This is a genomic window from Sphingobacterium corticibacter, from assembly GCF_003076635.1.
Taxonomy (GTDB): Bacteria; Bacteroidota; Bacteroidia; order Sphingobacteriales; family Sphingobacteriaceae; genus Sphingobacterium; species Sphingobacterium corticibacter.
In genome coordinates this window covers 589766-601360 of the sequence record NZ_QDKG01000002.1, presented here as the reverse complement: position 1 = coordinate 601360, position 11595 = coordinate 589766, and the positions used below count along the sequence as shown (strand labels likewise).

Here is an 11595-nt window from a genome sequence, read left to right as displayed (position 1 = left end):
TTCTCGGCTTACACGTATTTTATGTATTTTTGGGCGACTTTGAACGAAGAACTTTTATGACTAAAAACACGGCATTAACCAATCATCATATTTCTTTAGGTGCTAAGATGGTACCTTTCGCTGGCTTCGATATGCCGGTACAATATTCAGGCATCAACGATGAGCACGAAACAGTACGTACGAAAGTAGGCATGTTTGATGTAAGTCACATGGGCGAATTCATCTTAAAAGGGGATAACGCGTTAGAATTAATCCAAAAAATATCATCGAACGATGCTGCCAAGCTATATGATGGCAAGGTACAATATGGCTATATTCCGAATGAAACAGGCGGTGTAGTAGATGATTTCTTGACCTACCGTATCGATGAGAAAACGTATCTGTTAGTGGTAAATGCTTCGAACATCGACAAAGACTGGGATTGGATCTCGCGCTATAACACCTATGGTGTAGACATGAAAAACATCTCGGACGAGACATCTCTATTTGCTGTACAAGGACCAAAAGCGACTGATGCTTTACAATCCTTGACCGATATCGACTTAGCTCCGATGGAATATTACACTTTTGCAAAAGGCAGTTTTGCCGGTGTGGATAATGTATTGGTTTCTGCGACAGGATATACCGGTGCTGGCGGTTTTGAAATCTATGTAGCGAATGAGCATGCGCAACAAGTGTGGGATGCGATCATGGAAGCAGGCGCAGCATATGGCATCAAGCCAATTGGATTAGGTGCGCGTGATACCTTGCGCTTGGAAATGGGTTTCTGCCTTTATGGCAATGATATTGACGACAATACATCTCCATTAGCCGCAGGCTTAGGTTGGGTAACGAAATTCACGAAAGACTTCGTCAATAGTGCAAACCTGAAAGCAGAAAAAGAAGCTGGTGTAAAGCAAAAGCTAGTCGGTTTTGAAATGATTGATCGTGGTATTCCGCGTCATGATTATCTGATCGTGAATGCAGAAGGTAAAACCATTGGTCGTGTAACTTCAGGAACACAATCGCCGAGTTTAAAGAAATCGGTTGGATTAGGTTATGTAGATACTGCCTTTGCTAAAGAAGGCACGGAAATCTATATTCAGATTCGTAATCAGTCGGTGAAAGCCGTGGTGAAAAAACCACCTTTTGTGAAATAAAGAATCGGAGTAAAATCCGAAGTTATTAGCAGAAAACCTTCAACTTAAAAACTATAAACGTCCTTGCGAGAAGGAGGAACGACGACGAAGCAATCTTATGTTTGTAAATGTTTAGATTGCTTCGTCATGCTTCCTCGCAAAGACGTTTTTTATTTTCCGTAGCTTTATTTCGAGCTTTTTTTCTTTTTTGCTTTACGTTGCGGCTGCGATGCGACCTGCTGCTCTTGAGCTTGGGCGCGCACGCTACGACTGACATATTTGAGCAATACAACTTTCAAATAGATAAATACTACGATCAGCGCAATAGACAACCCGAAGAAAAGCACGTGCCCCACACGATATGCGGCTACTGTACTCATAATCATTAAGATGATTCCTAAGTTCAGTATTACATTAAAGATCATTTTCTTAGTCATAGCTATCGTGTATTAGAGATGCCCGTCACTCTGCGACGGATGAGTGTAAAGTAGATGATACCTGCAAATATATTCATTCCAATAATGAATAGGGCGAGTCCCATTCGCTCCAAATTATTGATATAAGGCGATCGCATGATTTCGAGCATCACCAATACCACCCAGATCATGGAAACCAACAACGATACGCTCAGCATCACAGGTGCAATGGGTAGTTGAAATAGTAGTAAAATCAACGAAAGGCTATAAAAAACCAGACTAAACAAAAAAGCTTGTTTAGTCTGGCGATACATTTTTTGCATGAAGCAAATATAAACTTTTTTGAGTCGTAAGTGGTTATGGGAAAATGCCCAACTCCTCGTAGGCCACACCAACTTTATTAATGGCACAGACAAAAGCTGCCGTACGCAAATCTTCCACGCCGTCTTCTCCTTTCCAGATATCCCACACTTCGCGATAAGCGCCGATCATGGTGTCTTCTAAGCCGGAGTGCACCAAATCGATCTCGTCTGGACCGCGTAACAGAATCTTCTTTTCTATTTTCGAAACCTTCTTATCCGTCATCGACTCGATAATATTCAGAATCTCGGCATACATGTTTTCATCAAAGCGTTTCTCCAAACGACCGTAACGAACGTTACTCAAATTTTTCAACCATTCGAAGTAAGAAACCGTTACACCGCCTGCATTAAGGTAAATATCAGGAATAACTAACACGCCCTTTTTATTCAAGATTTCATCGGCTTCTGGTGTTAGTGGGCCATTCGCAGCTTCACCGATGATCTTTGCTTGGATCTTATCGGCATTACTCTCATTAATCACGGCTTCCAAGGCCGCAGGAATTAAGATATCACATGGATATTCGAGCACCTCGCTAGAAGTTTTTACACTCTTAGCCTTTTCGAAATCTAAAATAGAACCTGTTGAAGCACGATGCGCCACCACCGCTTCTAAGTCCAGTCCGTTCTCGTCATAAATTGCACCTTCATATTCAATCAAGCCGACCAAAATCGCACCTGCTTCTTGAAAAAACTTCGCTGCGTGATAACCTACATTACCCAAACCCTGCACAATAATGCGTTTGCCTTCTATACCGACCGACAAGCCGAGTCTTTTCATGTCCTCCTCAATATTGCACGCTTCGCGAACGCCATAGAACACACCCAAACCTGTTGCTTCCACACGACCTCGCACACCGCCTTGCGTCACCGGTTTACCTGTTACACAAGCATTGGAATACACTTCATTGGGATGCAATGAACGGTACGTATCCACAATCCAAGCCATTTCACGCGCTCCTGTACCATAATCTGGCGCGGGAACATCTACGCCGGGACCAATAAAATTTTTCTTCACGAGCTCACTCGTGTAGCGACGGGTAATTTTTTCTAATTCATATTCCGAATATTTGGTCGGATCGATACGAATTCCTCCCTTGGCGCCACCAAATGGCACATTGACAATCGCACATTTGTACGTCATCAAAGCTGCTAGCGCCATTACCTCATCTTGGTTCACGGCCATACTGTAGCGAATACCGCCTTTACATGGTGTACGGTGATGCGAATGTTGGATACGATAAGCTTCAATTACTTCTACGTTTTCGCCGATCTTAACTGGAAACTTCACTTGTAAAACGGAGTTGCAGGCTTTGATTTGTTCTAAGATCCCTTTGGAGAATCGGGTGTACTTGGCTGCCTTGTCGAAGTTCTTCTCTACCCCTTTAAAAAAGCCGAAATTACTTGGTATTGAATTGCCCATAAAAAGATTTTTAATTTACACTTATGTTTATGTTGGTTGAATGGTAATAAAGTTAATGTATTATCCATGAATACTACCTTCAGCAGGTAGTTTTTATCGTCATGTAAAACACATAAATCATGCCGCGCCAGATTGCAACTTTTCCACAACAAAAAACGCCAGCTAAAAAGCTGGCGTTTTATGCTATCGTAGGATGTGTTTAATACACATCTAATTCTGGATCAATTTCTTCTTTCCAAGCCAAGATACCTCCTTTAAGGTTGGATAAGTTGGTAAATCCCTCATTTTCCAAAAGCATAATCGCCTGTGCACTTCTTTTGCCCGAACGGCATTGCACAATCACTGGTATATCTTTTGAGATTTTATCGGCTTCAATCACTACGCCTGATAAAGGAATGTTGATACCATTTAGATTCGAAGTTTCATATTCAAATGGCTCTCTCACGTCAATCAATTGAAACTCTTCGTTGTTATCTATTTTGTTTTTTAGCTCTTGTACGGTTACTTCTTTCATACCTATCAATATTTAATACTGTTTGTGTTCTTCGCGTCACCAACTGTCTGATTTACTCTTCTTCATTTGTCAATGACACTTGGCATTAATCAAATATAGAATTTGTGCATTAAAAGAACAAGAGTCAACGATAAACGGTTTTTACCAATTTTCTTTATTTCGATGTATCTATGGACCGTTATAATTTGCGGAAGAAACCATCACGCGATACTTCAGAAAAAACACTTATTTTTACGGTATGATCTATCCTTATTTCTCCATAAAAAAGCTCGGCCTTGGCTTAGGTATACTATTTTCTAGTTTCACGTTATCTGCGCAAGTGGCAGAAACGCCTTATCTGGAGCGCATTCTCAACACCTTAGCCTCTGATGAGATGCGTGGTCGCCATGCGTTGACTCCGGATATCGAACGCGCAGCAGATTTCATTGCTCAAGAATTTAAGGCGATCGGCCTTAAGCCGTACGCGGAGGAGAATTATCGGCAAACATTTCACCTCAATAGAATCTCGGCAGCAGGACAGAACGTGACGGTCAACGGCACAGCATTAAGCCCAGATCAGTTCTTGATATTTGGCCGACCAGCGGAATTGAATTGGGATCAAGGCCAAACGATTAAAACAAGTGTTATTGGAGAAGATGCGGATTTCTCGCAAGCGTTTAGAGCGCACGCTTTGCAAGGAAAAGAGGATGAGATTATATGGGTACATCCTGCACATCAGGGATTGCTGAATCGCTTCAAAAAGATGATTGGCGAAGAAAGTTTAGTGCCTGTATCTGCCAATGCACCCCAGGCGCCTACTAAATTTTTCGTAATTCAGGATGCGGCACCACAAAACTTCCAATTTACAGCCAAGAGCAATCAACAGGAAATTCCACTATTCAATGTGGTCGGCATGCTGCCAGGAAAATCGAATCCAGAGGAATACGTGGTACTTTCCGCTCATTATGATCATATCGGCATAATCGAAGCAGTCGGTCAGGATTCTATTGCCAATGGCGCCGACGACGATGCATCGGGAACGACTGCTGTCATTGCGTTAGCAAAATACTTCAAAGCCTTAGACAACAACGAGCGCACCTTGCTTTTTGTCGCATTCACAGGCGAGGAAATCGGCATGTATGGCTCGAAACATTTCGGTAATAACATCGATCCCGATAAAGTGGTCGCGATGATCAATATTGAAATGATTGGCAAGGATTCGAAGTTTGGCCCAAATACCTTATACATCACCGGATTTGAAGCTTCCAACTTAGGGCAATTAGTACAAGAGCAGGTCAAAGGATCGGCCTTTACTTTCCATCCAGATCCGTACCCACAGCAAAACCTATTTTATCGTAGTGACAATGCCACACTAGCGGCATTGGGTGTGCCAGCGCATACGTTTTCTACTTCGCAAATTGATAAAGATGAATATTATCACACGGTGAAAGACGAAGTCTCGACCTTAGATATTGAAAACATCCGTTCAAGCATTGAAGCGATCGCACATGGTATTGTGGGTATTGTTAGTGGCGAACAAACGCCTACACGTGTAGAAAAGTTGAGGGAATAAACGAGATAAGACTTAGATGGATTTCTGCATCACGTAATCATCAAGTACATAGCCGTGATATGGAATGTCGATCTCGTAAGCGACCTCAAAACCTACCTTGAGGTAAAAGTGGTACGCCTTATTCTGGCGGTTGACATTGAGTTCTATTGTCGTAAAGGAGTGGGCTTTGGCTAATTCCGCGGCAAAATTAATCAGCAATTGTCCATATCCTTTACCTTGTGTGGAAGGAAGCAAGTACAAACTCTCAATCCTAAACACTTCCTTTTCTGGTGAGGGGCGTACAGCGATAAAGCCGACCGCGATTTCTGACTCGTACAGCAAATAGAATACTTTGCCCTGCTCCACCGCTTTGGATAATCCGTCGATGGAATACAACTGATCTAGCATAAAGGCGATCTGAGCCTCGGAAAGGATCGGAATGTACGTCGGATACCAAATCTCGTACGCGAGCTGTGAGATGAGCTCAAAATCTGCTGTGGTGGCTATTCTAATGCTCGGATTCATAATGCCTCGCCTATGATCAAACTATTTTCGCTCTGCGAATCAATACTTACGAAACCATCTTTCACCGTTTCGTAAGTTGCATCACCAATTTGTTTTAGATTTTCAACACGATATACTACGCCGTTGCTTATGACTTTCATGACATTGCCTTGCGGCATCCATTTGTGAAAAAACGATCGAAGAATATATTTGAATTGCTGGCTATATACCGCAAACGTAAATTGTTGGTTATGCTCGATTAAGGCATCCGCCGAAAAATCATTCCAAAGAATATGCAAGGCAAACTGATTTTTACTTTTCAAATAATGCAAAGCATCCAACAAAATATGCTGCAATGGCAAAATGGCGATTCCGTCTTGATCAACTTCAAACTCAGCATTAGCCGTAAATATCACATCAATCTTAATGCCTCTGGAAAGAAGATAATCAACATGAGCATCCGTCGTCAATACGATCGGACTCCATTCGAGTAATTGGCCTAGGGATTCTTCCGATAGCGCCTCCACATCAATGATGAGTAGCGCAGGCTCTTGATTCTCTCGAATGATGTGGTGGGATGACATCTGATGCTATCCTTCTAGCGATTTTAACGCAATATAAGACATTAAGCCAATGCTCGTTTCAATCGCGGTCTCATCAATATCAAATGTAGGTGTATGTACCGCTGAGGTGATTCCTCTTGCTTTATTGCCCGTACCCAAGCGATAGAAACAGGCATTCGTCTCTTGAGAATAATAAGCAAAATCTTCGGCTGCAGGCCATAGATCCAGTTCTAATACATTTTCCTTACCGAGATAAGCTTCTGCATGAGCCCGAGCGGCATTCGTAGTCTGTGGTTCGTTGACCAAGAAAGGATAACCTTTATCGATTTTAAAATCGCAGGTCGCACCCATTCCTTCCACAACACCAACTACCATTTTAGTCATCTTCTCATGTGCTTCTGCGCGCCAAGCTTCGTCGAACGTACGGAAAGTACCATCTAGCTTCACTTCATCAGGAATCACGTTAGTAGCTCCATTGCCAATGATCTTTCCCCAAGAAAGTACGCTCGGAATACGTGGATCCGCATAGCGACTCACGATTTGCTGCATCGCCGTGATCACTTGTGCGGTGATCGCGATAGGATCTATATTTTGATGTGGCTGTGCACCATGTCCGCCTTTTCCACGAACGGTGAGAAACAACTCATCGCAGGAAGCCATGTATTTTCCAGCACGGAAGCCCACTTGCCCACTTTCAATGAGCGGCATCACATGCTGTCCGATGATGGCATTTGGTGCTGGATTTTGCAATACGCCTTCTTTAATCATGAGCGAAGCTCCACCCGGGAGGCGTTCTTCTCCAGGTTGAAAGATCAACTTTACCGTACCGCCAAACTGTGATTTCAGATTTTGCAAGATTTTAGCTACGCCTAATAGCGAAGAGGTATGCACATCGTGTCCACAAGCGTGCATCACGCCGGGATTTTGCGATCCATAACTCCGCCCTTCGACTTCCAAAATAGGCAAAGCGTCCATATCTGCGCGCAGCGCAATGACTTTATCAGATGGCAAATCGCCCTTGATTAATGCCACCACGCCCGTATCGGCCATGACTGTATACGGAATAAGCAACTCATCCAATCGTTCTTTGACAAAAGCGGATGTATTGTACTCTTGAAAAGAAAGTTCTGGATTTTGGTGCAAATGCCTTCTTATGCCTACCGTTTCTTCCGCGAAGGAGGAGGCTAGGCTTTTAATCTGCTCTATCATCATCATGGAGTTAAAGGTGATTTATTGCCAGACCCAAATGTCTTCGACAAAGACAAATACATTGCTGTATTGCCCTCGGATCTTTCGCATAAACGTATTGGCCTCGCTACGCGTTCGGAAATCTCCTACTTTCACGCGAAAATTAGGTTCTTCGTAATTGATGTACGCGGCCATATCGCTGTATTGGCGCAAGAAACCATTCTGTACCGACACGGCATCGCTACGATTAGCACCAGAAAAGATCTGTACGCGAAAACCTTTGGTGCGCACGCGCCGCATATTGCGCTTGTCGACGACCTTTTTGTCGGCCAAGCTGACGGTAGGACGGGCAGCAGGATTGATTTCATGCTCTGCTCTGAAAGCCTGCAATGCAGCGATCAAGGGATCTACCACCACATCGACGTGTTGCTCTTGAGCCTGTACTCCGGCAGATAATCCACCAAGTAATGCGCATAAAATCAATCCTTTTCTAACCATCGTTTTTTATTTCTTATTTGCTGCCGTGGCAGTTTTTATATTTTTTGCCAGAACCACAAGGACATTCGTCATTGCGACCTACCGTTTGCTCTTTGCGAATCGGCGCAGTCACTTGTGCTGTACGCGTGTCTACATCTTCTTCGCTTACACCTGTAGGCAAAGAAAGCTCTTGTTTCGAAGCGGTCACCTGTGCCGGTTGTGCTGGTAAAGGACGTGCTTCCTTGACTTGTTCTGCTTGCTGACCTTGTTGTCCAGGGATTTCTCCTTTGAACAAGAAGCTGACAATTTCTTTATTCATAGAGGCCAACATCTCTTTAAACAGGTTGTAAGCTTCCATTTTATAGATTACAATCGGATCTTTCTGCTCATATACGGCATTTTGTACCGACTGCTTCAAGTCATCCATTTCACGCAAGTGCTCTTTCCAAGCTTCATCTATCAGAGCAAGAACTATACCTTTTTCAAAAGATCTAAACACTTCCTTGCCTTTAGATTCTACTGCTTTTTGCAAGTTGGTAGACACTTGTATGCCGCGCGTGCCATCTGAGAATGGTACCACCACGTTCTCGATCATATCGCCACGCTCAGCCATCACATTCGTCATTACCGGCAAGGTTTGCGCCGCTACGTGTGCTGCTTTCTCCTGGTAATGTGCGATAACCTGACCGAACAACTTGTCAATTAAGGTTTCTGTACTGCATGATTTGAATTCTTCTTCGGTGATCGATGGATCTACCGCGAAAAGACGGATCACTTCGATTTGGAACTCTTCGAATGAACCTCCTTCTTTGGAAGAAAGCACCACATCTTCAACAACGTCGAAGATCGTATTGTTCAAATCTACATCCAGACGTTGTCCGAATAACGCGTTTTTACGTTTCGTATAGATGACGGTACGTTGTGAGTTCATCACATCATCGTATTCCAACAAACGTTTACGGATACCAAAGTTGTTTTCCTCCACTTTACGTTGTGCACGCTCGATCGATTTGGTCAACATGCCGTGCTGCATCACTTCGCCATCTTCTACGCCCATACGTACCATCAAATTAGAGATACGCTCTGAAGCGAATAAACGCATCAATGGATCTTCCAAAGAAACGAAGAACTGAGAAGAACCCGGATCTCCTTGACGACCTGCACGACCACGTAATTGACGATCCACGCGACGTGACTCGTGACGCTCTGTACCAATAATCGCTAAACCGCCCGCATTGATTACTTCGCTGGCTAGCTTAATATCCGTACCACGACCCGCCATGTTTGTGGCGATCGTTACCTGACCTGGTTTACCCGCTTCCGCTACGATATCTGCCTCTTTTTGGTGCAATTTCGCGTTCAAGACATTGTGCTTGATACCGCGCATTTTCAACATACGGCTCAACAATTCGGAAATCTCTACCGAAGTCGTACCAACCAATACCGGTCTTTGTGCATCGGTCAATGTCTGGATTTCTTGTGCTACGGCATTGTATTTCTCTCTTGCGGTACGGTAGATGTAATCTTGTCTGTCGTCACGCTGAATTCCTTTATTAGTTGGGATCTCGACTACATCCAATTTGTAGATTTCCCATAACTCGCCCGCTTCGGTAGAAGCCGTACCCGTCATACCTGCTAATTTGTGGTACATACGGAAGTAGTTTTGCAAAGTAATCGTCGCATACGTCTGCGTCGCATCTTCTACTTTTACATTTTCTTTTGCCTCGATCGCTTGGTGCAAACCATCCGAGTAACGGCGACCATCCATGATACGGCCCGTTTGCTCATCCACGATTTTTACTTTGCCTTCGTCTACGATATATTGATCATCAATCTCAAACAACGTATATGCTTTCAACAATTGGTTGATCGAGTGAATACGCTCTGCTTTGATCGAATAATCACGTAATAATTCTTCTTTTTGACGCGCTTTTTCTTCTAATGGATCGTTAGAATTCTCAATCGCAGCAATCTCGGTACCTACATCCGGAAGGATGAAGAAAGTTGGATCTTCACCAGAAGTGGTGATCAACTCAATACCTTTTTCGGTTAGCTCTACTTGATTGTTCTTTTCATCGATCACGAAGAACAATTCTTCATCTGCCTTCGGCATATGACGATTTTGCTCTGCCATGTAGAAGTTTTCTACTTTTTGTAGGACTTGGCGGTGATTGCTTTCGCTTAAGAACTTGATCAAGGCTTTATTTTTTGGCAAACCGCGGTAAGCGCGGAACAAAGCCAAACCGCCAGCTTCTGGATCAACATCGCCAGCTGCAACAGCTTTTTTCGCTTGATTCAAGGCACCATTCACATAGGCTTTTTGTGCATTGACCAAACGTTCGATACGTGGCTTTAGTTGATAAAATTCGTGCTGATCGCCTTTTGGAATTGGACCAGAAATGATCAATGGCGTACGCGCATCGTCAATTAATACCGAATCCACCTCATCAATCATGGCAAAGTGCAGCTTGCGCTGTACCATCGCTTCTGGATTTTGCGTCATGTTGTCACGCAGGTAGTCAAAACCAAATTCGTTATTGGTACCGTACACGATGTCGGCAGCATATGCTTTGCGACGCTGTGGAGAGTTGGGCTGATGCTTATCGATACAATCTACGCTCAAACCGTGGAATTCGAACAATGGGCCATTCCACTCCGAGTCACGACGTGCTAAGTAATCGTTCACCGTAATGATGTGAATACCTTGACCTGATAATGCATTTAGATAAGTTGGCAAAGTTCCTACCAAAGTCTTTCCTTCACCGGTAGACATTTCGGAGATTTTACCTTGATGCAATACAATACCACCGATCAGCTGTACATCATAGTGCACCATATTCCAAGTCACGTCCGTACCGGCTGCAGACCAGCTATTTTTCCAAACGGCTTGATCGCCTTGGATCGTCACATTCGGCTTCAAAGCCGCTATATCACGGTCAAATTGGCTGGCCGTTACAGAGATTTCTTTATTTTCGGTGAAACGTCTGGCGGTATCTTTCACCACCGCAAATGCTTCTGGCAAGATCTCCAAAAGCACTTCTTCTAGTTTCTTGTCTCTATCTTTTGTGAGTTTATCTACCTTTTCATAGTAAGCCGTTTTTGACTCCATATCTTCGGTAGCTTCGGCCTGCTCTTTTAGGCTTGTAATCTCCTCATCGATCTCTTTTAGGTATTCCGCGATGCGGCTCTTAAAGCTAGCTGTTTTTGCTCTCAAATCATCATTTGACAAGCTGGCAAGCTTTTCGTACTCTTCTTTGATCTTATCTACTATAGGTTGTATTCCTTTGATATCCCGCTCAGACTTGCTACCAAATAATTTACTTAAGAATTTTAACATAATCTTTTTAATCTGTACTCAGCTAGTGCACAATAATAAATCCAAAGTTCCTAAACAGACATTTTGACACTAATCGGGCAAATTTAATTATTCACAATGATAAGTAACAGCATATCACTGTTTTTTTACCGTTTTTTTTAATTGACTTAATATTGCCTGAAACAT

11 protein-coding genes are annotated in these 11595 nt (G+C 43.3%); 2 read left to right on the top strand and 9 right to left on the bottom strand.

What is annotated here, in order from left to right; translation table 11 throughout:
• Positions 1-56: 56 nt before the first annotated feature.
• Entirely contained in the window at positions 57-1139 is a 1083-nt protein-coding gene (gcvT, locus tag DC487_RS08665; protein WP_116775546.1) for a glycine cleavage system aminomethyltransferase GcvT, read from the top strand.
• 164 nt (positions 1140-1303) lie between these two features.
• On the opposite strand, the gene DC487_RS08660 is transcribed toward gcvT, so the two are convergent.
• From DC487_RS08660 to DC487_RS08645, 4 genes are all read right to left on the bottom strand, one after another.
• Positions 1304-1555: a DUF6358 family protein gene (locus tag DC487_RS08660; RefSeq protein ID WP_116775545.1), complete on the bottom strand. Its 252-nt coding sequence runs from the start codon at positions 1553-1555 to the stop codon at positions 1304-1306.
• Positions 1556-1557: 2 nt separating this feature from the next.
• A complete protein-coding gene (locus DC487_RS08655) occupies positions 1558-1857 on the bottom strand; it encodes a hypothetical protein (RefSeq protein WP_116775544.1) in 300 nt (99 codons plus the stop codon).
• 34 nt (positions 1858-1891) lie between these two features.
• A complete protein-coding gene (locus DC487_RS08650; protein WP_116775543.1) occupies positions 1892-3316 on the bottom strand; it encodes a Glu/Leu/Phe/Val family dehydrogenase in 1425 nt (474 codons plus the stop codon).
• A gap of 199 nt (positions 3317-3515) precedes the next feature.
• A complete protein-coding gene (locus DC487_RS08645; RefSeq protein ID WP_116775542.1) occupies positions 3516-3830 on the bottom strand; it encodes a rhodanese-like domain-containing protein in 315 nt (104 codons plus the stop codon).
• Positions 3831-4068: 238 nt separating this feature from the next.
• Between DC487_RS08645 and DC487_RS08640 the strand changes: the two genes are divergently transcribed.
• The gene (locus DC487_RS08640) at positions 4069-5382 is read left to right on the top strand and encodes a M20/M25/M40 family metallo-hydrolase (RefSeq protein ID WP_116775541.1); all 1314 of its coding nucleotides are present in this window, start codon (positions 4069-4071) and stop codon (positions 5380-5382) included.
• 12 nt (positions 5383-5394) lie between these two features.
• Here DC487_RS08640 and DC487_RS08635 read toward each other — a convergent pair whose 3' ends face one another.
• The 5 genes from DC487_RS08635 to secA are packed head-to-tail and all read right to left on the bottom strand — an operon-like array spanning position 5395 to position 11430.
• Positions 5395-5886: a GNAT family N-acetyltransferase gene (locus DC487_RS08635; protein ID WP_116775540.1), complete on the bottom strand. Its 492-nt coding sequence runs from the start codon at positions 5884-5886 to the stop codon at positions 5395-5397.
• Positions 5883-6449, bottom strand: coding sequence for a hypothetical protein (locus DC487_RS08630; RefSeq protein ID WP_116775539.1), 567 nt, complete (start codon positions 6447-6449; stop codon positions 5883-5885). Before DC487_RS08630 ends, DC487_RS08635 begins: the two co-directional genes overlap by 4 nt.
• Positions 6450-6455: 6 nt before the next feature.
• On the bottom strand, positions 6456-7640 hold the full coding sequence (locus DC487_RS08625; protein WP_116775610.1) for a M20 metallopeptidase family protein: 1185 nt from the start codon (positions 7638-7640) through the stop codon (positions 6456-6458).
• Positions 7641-7658: 18 nt separating this feature from the next.
• Positions 7659-8114 (bottom strand): SPOR domain-containing protein, encoded by a 456-nt coding sequence (locus tag DC487_RS08620; RefSeq protein ID WP_116775538.1) that lies wholly within the window; start codon positions 8112-8114, stop codon positions 7659-7661.
• A 13-nt stretch (positions 8115-8127) separates the two neighbouring features.
• Entirely contained in the window at positions 8128-11430 is a 3303-nt protein-coding gene (gene secA, locus DC487_RS08615) for a preprotein translocase subunit SecA (protein WP_116775537.1), read from the bottom strand.
• Positions 11431-11595 lie beyond the last annotated feature (165 nt).

What these genes read in the sequence shown, in the direction of transcription:
- gcvT (WP_116775546.1), top strand. Translation starts at nt 57, where the DNA reads ATGACTAAAAACACGGCATTAACCAATCATCATATTTCTTTAGGTGCT.
- DC487_RS08660 (WP_116775545.1), bottom strand. Translation starts at nt 1,555, where the DNA reads ATGACTAAGAAAATGATCTTTAATGTAATACTGAACTTAGGAATCATC.
- DC487_RS08655 (WP_116775544.1), bottom strand. Translation starts at nt 1,857, where the DNA reads ATGCAAAAAATGTATCGCCAGACTAAACAAGCTTTTTTGTTTAGTCTG.
- DC487_RS08650 (WP_116775543.1), bottom strand. Translation starts at nt 3,316, where the DNA reads ATGGGCAATTCAATACCAAGTAATTTCGGCTTTTTTAAAGGGGTAGAG.
- DC487_RS08645 (WP_116775542.1), bottom strand. Translation starts at nt 3,830, where the DNA reads ATGAAAGAAGTAACCGTACAAGAGCTAAAAAACAAAATAGATAACAAC.
- DC487_RS08640 (WP_116775541.1), top strand. Translation starts at nt 4,069, where the DNA reads ATGATCTATCCTTATTTCTCCATAAAAAAGCTCGGCCTTGGCTTAGGT.
- DC487_RS08635 (WP_116775540.1), bottom strand. Translation starts at nt 5,886, where the DNA reads ATGAATCCGAGCATTAGAATAGCCACCACAGCAGATTTTGAGCTCATC.
- DC487_RS08630 (WP_116775539.1), bottom strand. Translation starts at nt 6,449, where the DNA reads ATGTCATCCCACCACATCATTCGAGAGAATCAAGAGCCTGCGCTACTC.
- DC487_RS08625 (WP_116775610.1), bottom strand. Translation starts at nt 7,640, where the DNA reads ATGATGATAGAGCAGATTAAAAGCCTAGCCTCCTCCTTCGCGGAAGAA.
- DC487_RS08620 (WP_116775538.1), bottom strand. Translation starts at nt 8,114, where the DNA reads ATGGTTAGAAAAGGATTGATTTTATGCGCATTACTTGGTGGATTATCT.
- secA (WP_116775537.1), bottom strand. Translation starts at nt 11,430, where the DNA reads ATGTTAAAATTCTTAAGTAAATTATTTGGTAGCAAGTCTGAGCGGGAT.